The sequence below is a fragment of the Streptosporangium sp. CA-115845 genome (assembly GCF_050943795.1).
In the GTDB taxonomy this organism is placed as follows: domain Bacteria; phylum Actinomycetota; class Actinomycetes; order Streptosporangiales; family Streptosporangiaceae; genus Streptosporangium.
This window is the reverse complement of sequence record NZ_CP191988.1, coordinates 3,782,287-3,796,977: the sequence shown is the minus strand read 5'-3', so window position 1 is coordinate 3,796,977 and position 14,691 is coordinate 3,782,287. Positions and strand designations below refer to the sequence as shown.

Annotated in this window: 15 protein-coding genes; 2 read left to right on the top strand and 13 right to left on the bottom strand. The window is 69.6% G+C overall.

What is annotated here, in order from left to right; genetic code table 11:
- The first annotated feature begins 53 nt into the window (after positions 1–53).
- On the top strand, positions 54–1,421 hold the full coding sequence (locus ACQP0P_RS19400; protein WP_433378709.1) for a metallopeptidase TldD-related protein: 1,368 nt from the start codon (positions 54–56) through the stop codon (positions 1,419–1,421).
- 66 nt (positions 1,422–1,487) lie between these two features.
- Here the strand turns inward: ACQP0P_RS19400 and ACQP0P_RS19395 are convergent, their stop codons facing one another.
- Complete coding sequence (locus tag ACQP0P_RS19395) at positions 1,488–1,700, bottom strand: dodecin (RefSeq protein WP_030904659.1); 213 nt, start codon at positions 1,698–1,700, stop codon at positions 1,488–1,490.
- A 75-nt stretch (positions 1,701–1,775) separates the two neighbouring features.
- Between ACQP0P_RS19395 and ACQP0P_RS19390 the strand changes: the two genes are divergently transcribed.
- Positions 1,776–2,087, top strand: coding sequence for a DUF3099 domain-containing protein (locus ACQP0P_RS19390; protein WP_433378706.1), 312 nt, complete (start codon positions 1,776–1,778; stop codon positions 2,085–2,087).
- 196 nt (positions 2,088–2,283) lie between these two features.
- Here ACQP0P_RS19390 and ACQP0P_RS19385 read toward each other — a convergent pair whose 3' ends face one another.
- The 12 genes from ACQP0P_RS19385 to ACQP0P_RS19330 all read right to left on the bottom strand — a co-directional run bounded on the left by ACQP0P_RS19385 (position 2,284) and on the right by ACQP0P_RS19330 (position 14,280).
- Complete coding sequence (locus ACQP0P_RS19385; RefSeq protein WP_350919434.1) at positions 2,284–2,532, bottom strand: DUF6457 domain-containing protein; 249 nt, start codon at positions 2,530–2,532, stop codon at positions 2,284–2,286.
- A 2-nt stretch (positions 2,533–2,534) separates the two neighbouring features.
- Positions 2,535–3,161: a molybdenum cofactor guanylyltransferase gene (gene mobA, locus ACQP0P_RS19380; RefSeq protein WP_433378704.1), complete on the bottom strand. Its 627-nt coding sequence runs from the start codon at positions 3,159–3,161 to the stop codon at positions 2,535–2,537.
- Positions 3,158–4,147: a GTP 3',8-cyclase MoaA gene (moaA, locus tag ACQP0P_RS19375; RefSeq protein ID WP_433378701.1), complete on the bottom strand. Its 990-nt coding sequence runs from the start codon at positions 4,145–4,147 to the stop codon at positions 3,158–3,160. The genes mobA and moaA overlap by 4 nt, the downstream gene beginning before the upstream one ends.
- A 219-nt stretch (positions 4,148–4,366) precedes the next feature.
- Positions 4,367–5,554, bottom strand: coding sequence for an RtcB family protein (locus ACQP0P_RS19370; RefSeq protein ID WP_433378698.1), 1,188 nt, complete (start codon positions 5,552–5,554; stop codon positions 4,367–4,369).
- Between the two features lie 227 nt (positions 5,555–5,781).
- On the bottom strand, positions 5,782–6,513 hold the full coding sequence (locus ACQP0P_RS19365) for an aspartate/glutamate racemase family protein (protein WP_433378695.1): 732 nt from the start codon (positions 6,511–6,513) through the stop codon (positions 5,782–5,784).
- Positions 6,514–6,650: 137 nt separating this feature from the next.
- Positions 6,651–7,979 carry an NAD(P)/FAD-dependent oxidoreductase gene (locus tag ACQP0P_RS19360; RefSeq protein ID WP_433378692.1) on the bottom strand — a complete coding sequence of 443 codons (1,329 nt, stop codon included), beginning with the start codon at positions 7,977–7,979 and terminating at the stop codon, positions 6,651–6,653.
- A 37-nt stretch (positions 7,980–8,016) separates the two neighbouring features.
- Positions 8,017–8,892 carry a family 3 encapsulin nanocompartment shell protein gene (locus tag ACQP0P_RS19355; RefSeq protein WP_433378689.1) on the bottom strand — a complete coding sequence of 292 codons (876 nt, stop codon included), beginning with the start codon at positions 8,890–8,892 and terminating at the stop codon, positions 8,017–8,019.
- Between the two features lie 27 nt (positions 8,893–8,919).
- A complete protein-coding gene (locus ACQP0P_RS19350; protein ID WP_433378686.1) occupies positions 8,920–9,771 on the bottom strand; it encodes a class I SAM-dependent methyltransferase in 852 nt (283 codons plus the stop codon).
- 37 nt (positions 9,772–9,808) lie between these two features.
- A complete protein-coding gene (locus tag ACQP0P_RS19345; RefSeq protein WP_433378684.1) occupies positions 9,809–10,636 on the bottom strand; it encodes an SDR family oxidoreductase in 828 nt (275 codons plus the stop codon).
- Between the two features lie 43 nt (positions 10,637–10,679).
- Positions 10,680–11,690 (bottom strand): sulfotransferase, encoded by a 1,011-nt coding sequence (locus ACQP0P_RS19340; protein WP_433378681.1) that lies wholly within the window; start codon positions 11,688–11,690, stop codon positions 10,680–10,682.
- Positions 11,687–12,868 carry an MFS transporter gene (locus ACQP0P_RS19335; RefSeq protein ID WP_433378678.1) on the bottom strand — a complete coding sequence of 394 codons (1,182 nt, stop codon included), beginning with the start codon at positions 12,866–12,868 and terminating at the stop codon, positions 11,687–11,689. The genes ACQP0P_RS19340 and ACQP0P_RS19335 overlap by 4 nt, the downstream gene beginning before the upstream one ends.
- A gap of 2 nt (positions 12,869–12,870) precedes the next feature.
- Positions 12,871–14,280 carry a DegT/DnrJ/EryC1/StrS family aminotransferase gene (locus ACQP0P_RS19330; RefSeq protein ID WP_433378675.1) on the bottom strand — a complete coding sequence of 470 codons (1,410 nt, stop codon included), beginning with the start codon at positions 14,278–14,280 and terminating at the stop codon, positions 12,871–12,873.
- Positions 14,281–14,691: the final 411 nt, after the last annotated feature.

The window sequence follows — 14,691 nt, the reverse complement described above, 5'->3', positions numbered from 1 at the left end:
GCGAGCGGACGGATGAAGGCGGCGGCCGGGCGAGCCGGCAGGAGAGGAGCGGGATGAGCCCCCAGGAGATGATCGAGAAGGCTCTTGAGCTCTCCACGGCCGACGAGGTCGTTGTGATCGTGGACGAGGGGTCGAGCGCCAACCTGCGCTTCGCGGGCAACACCCTCACCACCAACGGCGTGTCCCGCTCCGCGCAGCTCACCGTGATCTCGATCGTGGGGCGGGGTGTGGGCGTGGTGTCACGGGCGGCGGTCCGCCCCGACCAGCTCGACGACGTCGTGGCGGCCGCCGACCACGCCGCGGAGGACGCCCAGCCGTCCGAGGACGCCCGGCCGCTGCTGGAGGGCACCCGATCCGACGGCTGGGACGACCTGGTCGAGCCGACCTCGATAGGGGTGTTCGGCGCCTTCGCCCCCGCCCTGGGTGAGGCCTTCACCGCGGCCGAGGCGAGCGGGCGCAGGCTGTACGGATTCGCCGAGCACACGGTCACGACGACCTTCGTGGGCACCTCCACGGGCACCAGACTGCGGCACACCCAGCCCACCGGCCGCCTGGAGCTCAACGCCAAGTCCTTGGACATGAAGCGTTCGGCGTGGACGGGCGTGTCCACCCGCGACTTCTCCGACGTCGACGTGGCGGCTCTGGACGCCACGCTGGCCCGGCGGCTTGAGTGGGCGAAGAACCGTGTCGACCTGCCCGCGGGCCGGTACGAGACGCTGCTGCCGCCGACGGCCGTGGCCGATCTGATGATCTACCTGTACTGGACGGCCGGAGCCCGCGACGCCCTGGAGGGACGCACCGTCTTCTCCAGACCCGGCGGCGGCACCCGCGTCGGCGAGGTCCTCTCCGAGTCGCCGATCCGCCTGTACGGTGACCCCGCCGCGCCGGGCATCGAGTGCCCGCCGTTCGTGGTGGCGCATGCCTCCAGCCGGGAGAACTCGGTGTTCGACAACGGGCTGCCGCTGGCGGCCACCGACTGGATCTCCGACGGCAGACTGGCCAACCTGCTGCAGACCCGGCACTCCGCCGAACTGACCGGCCTTCCGGTGACCCCGGCCATCGACAACCTGATCATGCGAGGCCCCGAGGGCGGCCGGTCGCTGGAGGAGATGATCGCCGCCACCGAGCGCGGCCTGCTGCTCACCTGCCTGTGGTACATCCGCGAGGTCGACCCGCAGACGCTGCTGCTGACCGGTCTGACCCGCGACGGCGTCTACCTGGTGGAGAACGGCGAGGTCGTGGGCGAGGTGAACAACTTCCGCTTCAACGAGAGCCCGGTGGACCTGCTCCGCCGCCTCACCGAGGTCGGCGCCTCCGAGCAGACCCTGCCGCGCGAGTGGAGCGACTACTTCAACCGCGCGATCATGCCGGCGATCCGGGTGCCCGATTTCAACATGTCGACGGTCAGCCAGGCCAGCTAGGCCCTGCCTGGCAGATCGTGCCGTGGCGAGGAGGGGGCCTCCATAGGGGGCCCGCCGCGGGCGGGCTCAGTCGTCCTCCAGCCGGAATCCGACCTTCATCCCGACCTGGAAGTGCCCGACCTCCCCCTCCTCGATGTGCCCTCTGATCTCGGTCACCTCGAACCAGTCGAGGTGACGCAGGGTCCGGGAGGCGCGGCGGACTCCGTTGCGCACGGCCGCCTCGATGCTCTCCCCCGAAGTGCCGACTATCTCGGTCACCCGGTACGTTCGATCTGTCATCTCATGCTTCTTCCCGGAAAGCGATGATTACATGACCGTTCGCCACCAGCCGATATGAGGCCTAGATTGGGAATCGTGAAGGGATGGCACAAGCGCCCGGTGGTTCATCAGGTGACGGATGCCCAGCCCTCCCTGAGTGCCGACATCGGCAAGCGCGAGAAGAGCTACTTCATCAAGATGGGGATCCGGCTGATCTGCCTGATCCTCGCCTTCACCGTGCCCGCTCCGCTACCCGTCCGACTACTGCTCTTCGCCGGTGCGATCTTTTTACCATACATTGCCGTGATCGGGGCCAACGCGCCGCCACGTGGGGCGACGGGAGCCCCTGACATGGAAGATTCCGGACAGAGCGAGATTCCACGCCACCGACGCGAGATCGGGTCGTGACTAAGTCTTGACGCACTCTAAGGGTTGTAGGTGTACGCTTTAGCCAAGTGCCCTGGTCCCCCGTCGGGGCACTGGTGCCGGCGTTCCGGGCCCCCGTCGGAACGCCGATGAAGCGACGCCGGGTGGTTTGCCCCCGTAACCACCCGGCGTCGCCCTTTTCTTATGGCTTTTACTTGTTCTCGCCTTTTCCTTGATGTTATTTCTCACCCTGTGTATCGGTTGTCTGCTCCCAGTTACGCGCCAGCGCGGTCAGCCTTTCCACGACATCCGGCGGTGCCGTGCCCGCCCCCAGCGCCACGCCGAGCAGATAGGCCGTCAGCGGCGCGGCCGGCCGGGCCACCCCGTGCGCGACCTCCTTTGTCAGATCGAGCACCTCGTCACGATCGACTGTCGCAGGATCGATGCCCAGCTCCCGGCAGACCAGCGCGGTCCACTCCGTCAGCACGTTCAACTCTCACTCCTTCTCAGCGGTAGCGCCCGTCCCGGGCCTTCCGAAGCCCGCGCCCGCTGCAGATCGTCCATGGTGTCGCAATCGAACCACGGCTGCCCGGCGAGATGAAGCGTGACCGGGTCGAGCGGGGCCAGCAGCCCGTGCAGCGACCGTCCCTGGTAGCGGGCGAGCGCCCGCACCAGGCTCGCCGTATGCCAGACCCCGGCGAGCCACTGCTCGCGGCCACCGTCGTCGACGAGCACCGCTCCCGCCCGTGCCCCCTTCGCGTACGCGACCGTCCCCGTCCCCGCGCCTGCCGCGTCCAGCAGCGCGGACACGTGCTCGGCGGTCAGGAACGGAAGGTCGGCGGCGAGCAGCACCACCCACGGCGCGGTCACCTCGGCCAGCCCCGCCCGCAGCGCCGGAACGGGGCCGCCTCCGGGTGGATCCTCACGGCGGAAGATCGCGCCCGGCAGCCCGGGGCGGGGCGGCCCGACGACGACCAGCCTGCCGGCGCCGGGTACGGCGGCGGCCACCGACTCGACCAGCGGGCGGCCCGAGACGTGCAGGGCGGGCTTGTCCCGGCCGCCGAGCCGTCTCGCGAGACCGCCCGCCAGGACGCAGGCGTCGTGGCGGGCGGTCATCCGCCGATGGCGGACATCGGGCGGGACGGCTGCAGGAAGGCCGGGTCGTCGATGCCGTGACCGGCCTTCTTGATCCGGACCGCGGACCGCCAGCGCTCGACGATCTCGTCGTCGCTCGCCCCCGAGCGCATCGCGCTCCTCAGGTCGGACTCGTCGGTGGCGAACAGGCAGTTGCGGATCTGGCCGTCGGCGGTGAGCCGCACCCGGTCGCACGCACCGCAGAACGGGCGGGTGACCGAGCCGATGACGCCGACCCTGGCCGGGCCGCCCTCGACGAGGAACAGTTCCGCAGGAGCGCTACCGCGTTCCACCGGGTCGGCGTCGGTCAGGTCGAAGGCGGCCTGGAGCCGGACGAGGATCTCGTCAGCCGTGATCATGTTCTCCCGGCGCCAGCCGTGCTGGGCGTCCAGCGGCATCTGCTCGATGAACCGCAACTCGTACCCCCGTTCCAGGCAGTAGCGCAGCAGCGGCACGGCCTCGTGGTCGTTGATCCCGCGCATCAGCACGGTGTTGACCTTGACGGGGCGCAGGCCGGAGGCGTGGGCCGCCTCCAGGCCCTCAAGAACGTCGGCCAGCCGGTCGCGGTGGGCGAGCTTCTTGAAGGTCTCGCGGTCGAGGGTGTCGAGGGAGACGTTGACCCGGTGCAGGCCGGCGGCGGCCAGGGAGGCGGCCATCCGGCTCAGCCCGATCCCGTTGGTGGTCAGCGAGACCTGCGGGGTGGGGCCGAGCGCGGTGGTGCGGGTCACGATGTCGACCAGTTCGCGGCGGAGCAGGGGCTCGCCCCCGGTGTAGCGGACCTCGGTGATGCCCAGCCGCTCCACCCCGATGGTGACCAACCGGACGATCTCGTCGGCGGTCAGCAGTTCGGGTTTGGGCAACCATTCCAGGCCCTCGGGCGGCATGCAGTAGGAACAGCGCAGGTTACAGCGGTCCGTGAGGGACACCCGCAGATCGGTCGCCACACGACCGAACAAATCCTGCAGCACGGGGCGCCACCTCCCAGTCGGTCACCTATTGAGCAGGGGGCCAGCCTATGGCCGACCCCCCGCTCGACCCTAAACAGGCCTCGACCACTGCAACATCATCACGAGATGGTTGATTCCTTGGGAGATCGCCAGATCTGTCCGGACGATCCGGTCCCTGAGATCCCCGCGTCCTCATGTCCCTCGAAACGGCCCCGCACGCCCTGGTCGCAGACCGATCGCTCAGCCCTTGACGCAGACCAGCTGCCGCAGGTGCGCGACCACCTCGACCAGGTCGGTCTGCGCGGCCATGACCGACTGGATGTCCTTGTACGCGCCGGGGATCTCGTCGATCACCCCGGTGTCCTTGCGGCACTCGACGCCGGCGGTCTGCGCCTTGAAGTCCTCCAGGGTGAAGGTCTTCTTCGCCTTGTTCCGGCTCATCCGGCGACCCGCGCCGTGCGAGGCCGAATTGAACGCGTCGAGGTTCCCCAGACCCTTCACGATGTAGGTGCCGGTCGCCATCGAGCCGGGAATGATGCCGAACTCACCGGATCCGGCGCGGATCGCCCCCTTTCGGGTGACGAGCACGTCCACACCGTCGTAGCGCTCCTCCGCCACGTAGTTGTGGTGGCAGGAGATCGGCTGCTCGAAGGTGATGCCCGCCAGGTGGCGCCGGAGCACGTCGCAGACCAGGGCCATCATGACCGCCCGGTTGCGCCGCGCGTAGTCCTGCGCCCAGAACAGATCGCGCCGGTAGGCGTCCATCTGCGGGGTGCCCCCGACGAACACCGCCAGGTTGCGGTCCGGCAGGTCCTGGTTGTGCGGCAGGTCCTGGGCCTGCCCGATGTGGTGCTCGGCCAGCTCCTTGCCGATGTTGCGCGATCCGGAGTGCAGCACCACCCAGACCACGCCCTCGTCGTCGGCGCAGACCTCCAGGAAGTGGTTACCCCCGCCCAGGGTGCCCATCTGCACCTCGGCCCGCTCCCTCTTCTGGCGCACCGCCGGGGCCAGCGTGTCGAAGTCCTTCCAGAAGCCCGCCCAGTCGGCGGCCTTGAACCCGTGCAGACTGGTCGGGTCGACCGGCCGCCGGTGGTGCCCGAAGCCGACCGGCACCGCCTGCTCCAGCTTCGAACGCAGGTAGGCCAGATTGTCGGGAAGGTTCTCCACCCGGTAGGAGGTTCGCACCGCGGTCATCCCGCACCCGATGTCGACCCCGACCGCCGCGGGCGAGACCGCGTCACGCATCGCGATAACCGACCCCACCGTCGCGCCCATCCCGTGATGCACGTCCGGCATCACCGCGACCCCCTGCACCCACGGCAGGTTCGCCACATTACGCAGCTGCTGCATCACGTTCGGCTCGATCTCGGCCGGCTCGGCCCACATGCGGATCGGCGCACGCCCACCCGTCACCTCGTTGTACGACATCTCCACATCGCCTCCTCCCGGTCACATCCCGAACGAGATCAATAACGCCAGAACCGCCTGCCTCCCCGCAACTCAATAACCATACGAACAGGGCACCCGAAAGGGCTCCCCGGGGAGTCCGGGCGGCGAGAAACGGACGGCGCCCACCTCTCGGCCGGCGAGCCGGCCCGCCCGCGCGCACCGGGTGCCGGCGGCGGTGGGTGTCACGGCGGACGAGCCCCGGGGCGCTAGGCCGTGCCGGAGGCGCCGAAGGGGCGGCGGGTCAGGCTCCGGTGGACCATTTCGGTGAGGGTCACGATGTCGAAGACCGGTATGCCGAGGTGTGCCTGGATCTGGTGGGCGTAGGGCACCACGTCGGTGCACTCGATGACGAGCGCCCCCATGTCGGGGTTCTCCTTCGCCAGCTGTTCGACCTGGCCCAGCACCTCGCGGCCCAGACGGTCGGCGTCGAGGTCCGGGCGCCGGGCTTCGAGCATGACCTCGCGGAACTCCGGCTGGTCCTCCAGGCCGGCGACGCAGACCGGGACGTGCTCGGCGCCGACGGCCGCCAGGTGACGCCGGGTGAGGGCGGGCTTCTTGGCGACCAGCAGCCCGACCTTCTGATCCGAGCGGATCATGCGGTGCACCATGGGCAGTTGGATCAGGCTTGAGGCGTGCAGCGGGACGTTGACCGCGTCGGCCAGCTGCCTCTGGAAGATGACGAGAAAGCCGCAGGCACCGGTGATGGCGGCCGCGCCCCGCGCTTCGAGCTCCTGAGCGGCCTGGATGAACGGGTCGAGCAGGTGCGGGTCGGCCTGGGTCACCACGCGTTCGGCGGTCGCGCCGTCCACGACCCGGTAGATGACGGGGAAGTCGAAGGTGGCCCGGTTGCGGATGTGCCCCGGGACCTTGGTGAAGTTGGTGTCGCAGCACAGTACGCCGATCGCGACGTCGTGCTCCGTTTCCGCTCCGGTGGCCATGGCGGTTCTCTCCCGTCGGGTGTTGCGGTCGTGTCGTCTGGCGGCGGGCCCCGGGCCGGTCACGGCGCGAGGTCCGGTGTCCCATCGCCGCGGGCGGGGGGCGGGACGCGCCCCGGTGCGAAGGCCGGGGACACCTCTCATCGCCCGGGACGCAGGCGGAGGCGGCGCGGGGGCCCGCCGCCGTAGCGGCCGGGGCGCAGCGGGGTGAGGTCCATCTCGGGTCGCTCTCCGGCGACGAGCTGGGCGATCAGCCTGCCGCTGACCGGTGCCAGGCCCATGCCGATGTGGCCGTGACCGCACGCGACGGAAAGGTTGCGGTAGGGGGCGGCACGCCCCAGGAAGGGGAGGCCGTCCGGGCTGCAGGGACGAAACCCACTCCAGGTTTCGAGAGTCTCGGTGCTCTCCATCTTCGGGAGGTACATCCGGACGGTTCGCAGGATGCCGTCCACCCGGCTGCGGGAGATCGCGGTGTCCATGCCTGACAGCTCCAGGGTTCCGCCGAAACGGAGGCGGTCGCCGAGTGGTACGAGCGCGACCTTCCCCTCGCCCAGCAGGACCGGCAGCCGGGGCGCGTTGCCCGGTGCCTTGACCGTGACGGAGTAGCCCTTGGCGGGTTGGAGCTTGAGCCCGATGTCCAGCTCGCGGGCACATTCCGCCGACCAGGTCCCGGCGGCGATGACCGTCTCGCGCGGGCTGAAGTCCCCGTGGACCGTCCTGACCCGCTTGACCTCGGCTCCCGCGACCTCGAAACCGACGACCCCGGTGTGCTCGTGGATCTCCACGCCCATGTCGCCGAGCGTCCGGGCGAGTCCGGTGACGAAGTCGGGGACACGCAGGTAGGCGCCCTCCTCGTTGTACAGGGCGCCGTGGATGTCGAACTCGGCGTCCGGTTCGAGCGCGCGCAGCTCCCCCGGGCCGAGGACGCGCAGCGGCACGCCGCTCGCGACCGTTCCCGACACCGTTCGACAGGCCTTCTCGAATCCCTGCCGTGTCCGGTACGCGAGCAGCATGCCCTGGGCTGTGAAGGTGGAGGCCAGGCCGTCCGACGCGCAGAGCTCGCGGAGGATCCCGAGGCTCCGCTTCTTCATGTCGACCAGTACCTGGAAACCGGCCTTCGCGTCGCGCTCGTTGCAGGCACGGCGAAAGTGCCAGAGCCACGACAACAGCTCGGGGTCCGGGCGCGGTCTGATGTAGAAGGGACTTTCCGGGTTCAGCAGCCAGCGCAGTCCCTGGGCCATCACGCCGGGCTCGGCGAGGGGAAGCGCGCCCTGCGTGCCGACGAAGCCGGTGTTCCCATACGAACAGGACTGGGGACCGCCGACCGGCCCGCGTTCCACGACGGTCACGCTGTTGCCCATGCGGCGCAGGTAGTAGGCGCAGAACAGGCCGACGACGCCGCCGCCGATGACGAGGACGTCAGGGTCGTACCGGAGGGGTGCCGGGTTCGGGGAGGGCATCGTCGGCATGTGCTGTCCTTTACGGCGACGCGATCACGGGGCGCGGCTACAGGGTCACGATGAAGAAGTTGGTCAGCAGGTTGATCACGACCCGCTCGTAGATCTCGGCCATGAGCGCGATGCCGGGCTCGGCGAAGGTTCCCGGGGGCGGCTCGGCGAAGCGGATCACCGAGCGTCCCGCGTCGAACAGCTGGGCGCCGTGCCCGAAGTCGCCGACGATGGCCGTTCCCGGATCGACCAGGCGCGTCCGCACGATGAAGACGCCGTTCTGCTCCAGATCGTCCATCAGGCGGCCCTGCCCCATGAACCTGTAGTAGTCGACGGGATTGATGATGAGGCCGTCGGCGGTGCCTCCCATCTGCTCCGCCTCGTTGCACGCCGCGAGGATCGTCGAGCCGAACGGTCCCTTCGAGGTCATGCGAATGACCCCCGGGATGTTCAGCAACCCGGCCCGGCCTCGGATGATCGTGTGGTTCTCGGCCGTGCCGAGACGGACGATCAGCCGGTAGTTGATGAACGACTCGAAGGTCTCGGGGTCCTCCCACAGGTCCGGCGGGACCTGCACCCACGCGGTGGTGGGATAGAGCTCGGGGATCGGCGACCGGTGGAAGCGGTTGGCCGCCTCGCGCCTCAGGTCGGCCTCGGTGACCTGAGGGTCGCCGGGAAGGGGCGGGCTCTCGTGCCAGTAGAACCGCCGGGGGTCCCTGGAGAGGTCGACGACCTTGAGCATGTTGCGCGCCGGGTAGCGTGGTTTGCGCCGCGAACTCGTCAGCGAGTCAGTGATCGTCACGTCGTACTCTACGGAGGCTTCGAGGCCCTTGGCGGTACAGGCCTCGACGAACAGCCGGCCCGGCGACATCTGCTTCTTCCGCTCGGCGACGACTTCCGCCATCGTCGACTTCATGCCTTCTGTGCGCTGCATGGCTTCCTCGCTACTGGTGGTTCGGCGCTAGGGCGTGGCGTTGCCGGGCTTGCGGGTGACGAACATCCCCCAGCCGAACTCACCGTCGTCGATGGCGATCTGGATCTCCGCGCAGGACTTGGAGAAGGCCAGCATCCAGTCGCGCGCCGAGGCGTCCGGCGTCGCCTCGGCGCGCTCGCGGGCGGTCCTGCCCAGCACGCGGTAGGTCTGCCGGATGTGGCTCTCCAGGTTGCGGGCGAGGAGGATCTCGAATCCGGCCTCTTCCAGCGCGGCCTGGTAGCCGACGAAGGAGTAGCCGCCGTTCCATTTCACCCGGTCGTAGACGTGCCGGCGGGCGCGCTCGCCGATCTCCTTCTTGGGCTGGAGGAAGTCGGAGAAGGCGAAGATGCCCCCGGGCCGCAGGACGCGGTGGATTTCGAGGTGACTGCGCGGCTTATCCGGTACGAGGCAGAGCGCGTCCTGGCTGACGACGTGGCTGAAGGTGCCGGTCTCGTACGGCATCCGGGTGACCGAGCCCTGGCGGAACTCGATGTCGAGCCCGTTCTCTGCGGTCAGGGCCTCCCTCGCGAACCTGACGCGCTCGGCGCTCAGGTCGAGTCCCCCGCAGCGGCAGCCGAATCGTCTGGCGAGGTGGATCGGGAAGTTGCCGCAGCCGCAGCCGACGTCGAGCACGAACGACGACCCGTCGATTCCGGCATCCGCCGCCAGGATGTCGGACGTCCGCTCGGCGGCGGCACGGTAGTCGTCGTCGGCGTCGCCGGCGAAGTAGCCGGTGTGCAGGACTCCGTCACCGTCCCAGAAGCTCAGGTAGGTCTGAAGGGTCTGGTCGAAGAAGTCGCTGACGTCTCTCTCGGTGTAGGCGTGGCCGGTCGTTGACATCACGGGGTCCTTCCTTCGGCGGAGATCGCCTGGGTCGTCATGTGTAGGTGTCCTTGCGCGCGGACGTGAGGTGCGCCGGCTCCGGCCCCACCACGCCGGCGCCGCCGTCGATCAGGTGGAGCGCGCCGGTGACGAACGAGGCCCGCTCTCCGGCGAGGAAGGCCGCGACGGCGGCGAACTCGGCCGGGTCCCCGACACGGCCCAGGGCGTTGTGCCGGCCCATGGCACGCAGCCGGGCTTCGACGTCGCCGTCCTCGGCCAGCCTCGCCGCCGCCCGCTCCACCGGCGGGGTACGGGTCGTGCCGGGTGCCAGCACGTTGACGGTGATGCCGTCGCGGCCGACTTCGGAGGCGAGGGACTGGGCGAAGCGCACGATGGCGGCGCGGGTCACCCCGGAGAGTGCCAGCTGGGCTATGGGGACGCTCGCCGTCTCCGAGGCCACGAAGAGCAACCGGCCCCACCGGGCGGCCTTCAGGTGCGGCAGCGCCGCGAGGGCCAGGGTCAGCGCCGGGGAGAGCACCTTGTCGATGGCCGCCTGGTAGTCGGCCTGCTCGAACTGCGAGGCGGTGCCGATCGGCGGGCTGCCGCCGCTGACGAGCACGATGTGAAGGACGCCGAAGTCGGCGGCGACCTCGTCGACCCAGCGGCGCGCCGCCTCCCCGTCGGTGACGTCGACGCTCGTGGCGTGGACCCGGCCGCGCGCCACCTCCTTGAGGCCTCGTTCGGCCTCCGCGAGCCGGTCGCGGTCGCGTGCGCCGATCGCGACATGCGCGCCCTCCCTGGCCAGCTCCATGGCGGCGGCGAGGCCGAGGCCGCTGGATCCGCCGGCGACGAGCGCGACCTTGTTCTCAAGCCCCAGTTCCAAACGTCCTCCTCCTTGCCGTACGGGCCGTTCGACATCCGGCCTCCTAGCGCTCCCTGGTCGCCCGCGGCGGCGCGGTGCCGGCCCGCCGTGAACCGCTGGGAAGCGTGCCGCCGTAGCGGTAGCCATAGCGCCGGAACAGCGGCCATGACAGCGTCGCCGCGGCCAGCCTGGCGGGCAGCGGCAGATCGGTCCGCCAGGAGTCGTCCCGGTCCCGGATGACGGTGGTGCCGCTGTGGAAGCGATCGGGATTGCCGGTGACCGTGTGGTTGGTACGGAGCTCGATCGTCTGGCCCCGCATCGGGTTGGCGGCCGGATCCTCTCCGCAGAGCCGCAGCAGCGCGTCGATCGTTCGCACCGGGTCGGCGATGAACTCCTCGTAGCGCAGGAACATCGACCGGTCCCGATGGCGGCGGATGATCGCCTGCGAGGCCACGTTGAAACCGTGCCAGTAGGCCGTGCTCTTCCTGGACGACATGACGTAGCAGTACTGCTTCTCCCGGCTCCACGACTGGGCTACCGCCCTGGGGTCGCGTACGAGATGGACGTAGTACGGTGTCACCCCGTCGAGGTGTGGCAGCAGGGCCGCCTCGCCGGGGATCTTGGTGGTGTCCACGAGGACGCGGGCGCCGGTCAGTTCGGCGACGGCGTGGTAGGTCCGCGTCATCAGGGCGGCGTGCTCACGGATCTCCTCGGAGTGCAGCCCGCGGTCGAGCACGCGCCAGGTGTGCCTCGTCCGTACGCAGGCCAGCTGGCGGCGGATGACGGCGTCCGCGTGGGCCTGCGCGGAGACCCCGGCCGGTCGGCCGAGCGGGAGGATCCTCGACCAGATGTGGCATTCGGTCAGCGGCCTGCCGCAGCCGCACGAGCTGTTCGCTCCCCTGCCCGCCGCGTTCTTCCACAGGAAGTGCAGTTCCCCGACGTGGAAGACCTCCGGGACCTCGTTGAGGATGTTGCCGATGATGGTGCTGCCGTTGCGGCACCATCCGGTGATACAGAGGATCTTGAGAGGTGTCTTCGAGAGGTTCGATCCGTTGATGACGTGCTCCTGACTCAACTCACGGCCGCCGGCTGCGTGTCCTGCCCGCGGACACAGAGCGCCACGGCCACGGCCAACATCGCGCAGACGGCGCCGACGACGAACACCGCGGGATAGCCGAGACCGGCGGCGACCACTCCGATCAGCGGCCCCCAGACGGCCAGGCCCAGGTCCCAGAAGGAGGTGTAGGCGCCGATCGCGGCCCCCTGCCTCGACGGGTCGGTGCGGTTCATCACCATCAGGGCGAGCGACGGGTGCAGCAGCGAGAACCCGGCCCCCATGACCAGGCTGCCGAACACGGCGACGGGCAGGTTCGGCGCCAGGGCGATGATCGCAAGGCCGATGGCCTCACCGATGCCGGACCAGATGGCGACCCTGCGCGGCCCGAGCCGGTCCGGGAGGTGGCCGATGAACAACCTGGTGCCGGCGTAGACGGCGCTGAAGCCGCTCAGCACCACGACGCCCGACTGGACGCCGCGGGCCTGAAGGTGCAGGACGACGAAGGCGGCGAGGCCCGCGTACCCCGCGGCGGCGAATCCGAGGGCCAGCCCCGGCAGCAGCACCGGGCGTGGCAGCAGGGTGTGCCCACCGCCCTGCCGCACCTCGCCCGGCTGCCCCGCGCGTGCGGGGGCGGGAACCGCGCTGATCAGCAGGAGGCCGACCAGCGCGGCTACGGCGCTGAAGCCCCACACCGCGCCGTAACCGAAGTTCAGCAGCAGCGCGCCCAGGAAGGTCCCCACCGAGATCCCGCCCCACATGCTGACGCCGTAGAGCCCGATCAGCTGCCCGCGGCGGTCGTGCGGCGCGAGCGAGACGACCCAGACGGCGCCGGCGGTGAAGAGCGACGCCTCCCCGACGCCGGCCAGCAGGCGGACGGCGACCAGGCCGCTCAGGCCGAGCGGCAGGAAGTAGAGCAGGCCGCCGACGGCGATAATCAGCGCGCCTGCCCGCATGACGAGGCGATGGCCGTACCGGTCGGCCAGGTGGCCGGAGACGGGCCTCACCAGCAGAGCCGTGAGCGCCGTCGCCATGACCACCAGCCCGACGGCGAAATCGCCGGCGCCGAAGCTCTCCCTGACGAAGCCCGGCAGCACCGGGATCGCCGCGGTGAGGCCCAGGTAACCGCAGAAGAGTCCGCCGAAGACCCCGGCGAGGGCGAGGCGCGGCATCGTGCTCTTCTCCGTGGGGGCTTCCATCGCTACTGCCCGACGGGTGCGGTGTCGGCCAGCCCGGTGACCGGATCCGCCGGCAGGGCGGAGCCCTGGTCGACGGAGGCGTACCCGTCGACCGGGGAGGTTCGCGGGCGGCGGTCCGGCGCGACGGCCGCCGCCACCTTGCGGACCGCCCTGATCAGGTGATCGCAGTCCTGCGCCGAGAGGTTGGAGGACAGCGGGACGTCCACCGCCTGCTCCAGGTATCGCGTGGTGTTCGGCAGCAACGCCTTGATCTCCTCGACACCTCTGGCGCCGAACATGAACCGCCAGTTCCAGAAGACCCGCACGTTGGTGTCCTCGTCGGAGCCGAGGTTGCGCGCGTCGACGCCCTCGCAGCAGAGCGCGCGGGCGAACCATTTCGCGTCCACGCCGGGAACGCGGAAGATGAACGCCTCGCCCAGATAGGCGCCGGGGTCCACGGGCTGGCGGATGGCGATCTGGGGGAGGTCGGAAAGGGCCGCGGCCACGTAGGCGTAGTTCCCCCGGAAGCGTTCCAGGCGCATCGGCAGCCGGGTCATCTCGGCGCGCAGCAGGGCCGCGCGGATCTCGTCCATGCGGAAGCTGAACAACGGCAGGTCGAGATCGGTGGCGATCGGTGGCTCGCCGTCCGGGAAGTGCCGCCGGAAGCGTCCCTCGTACGCGCCGGAGAGCACGACGGCGCGGGCGAAGAGCACGCTGTCGTCGGTGGCCAGGAAACCGCCCTCGCCGCAGTTGAGCGACTTGTCGGACTGGGTACTGAAGGCGCCCGCGAGGCCGAAGGTACCGAGTTTTCTGCCTTTCAGTTCCGCGCCGAGGGCAGGGACGGCGTCCTCGAACACCGGCACGCCCATGTCGGCGGCGAGGCGCGTCACCGCCTCCATGTCGGCGGCGAAGCCGCGCATGTGGACCACCAGGATTCCCTTGATCTCGGGTGTCCAGCGGCGACGGAGATCGTCGACATCCATGTGGAGGTTCTCGTCCACCTCCACCAGGACGGGCGTGCATCCGGCGAGCACGATGGCGCTGGGGGTGGCCACGAAGGTGAAGCCGGGACAGGCGATCAGCGAGCCCGGCGGGATCCCCGCCGCCATGATGGCGAGCGCGAGCGCGGTGGTGCCGCTGGACACGGCCAGCGCGTGCTTGCTACCGAAATAGCGGCACAGTTCCTCCTCGAACTTGCCGCACTCGGTGTCCTGCTGGGATCGGTGGTCGTAGCGGAAGTAGAGATGGCTGCGGATGGCGCGTAACGCCGCCTCCTCGTCCTCGGAATGGACGAAGACGGCCCCCTTGTCGTAGGTCGGCCAGGGCGTGCGCCGGACGGGGTCACCGCCGTTCACAGCGAGCCGCGTGTCCTCGGCCGGTCCGGTCTCCGGCAAAGGCCGGACCGGCGCCGGCCCCTCCTTATTTCTGTTCACCGTCGAGCTCCTTGTTACTGGCTGGCTGGTTTTCTCGTCGATGTTCTCCGGGCAGGCGTGACCACCACCACCGGAGCGGTGGTGGTGGCGTCGAAGGTGGCGGCGGTGAACTTGTCCGTCACTCCCCCGCTGTGGCCGCGGGGCTGGAGCGAACCGGAAACGGCGCTGGTGGTCGGTCAGGAAGCCACGGGAGGCCGATTCTCCCGAGGGTCCACCCGGCGAGTCCGAGGGGCTTATTGATCACATTGTCGGCCAAGGAAAACCTTTTGAATGTTCCCTAAATGTCCGAAGGGTGTCAATGGGGGAAAATGCTATGAGACCAATAATGGCGAATCGATCTCGGAACAGAAAAACCCACAAAACCTATAATAAAACTCGAAAATCGGGAATGAATGCCACCGTCAACCGGAG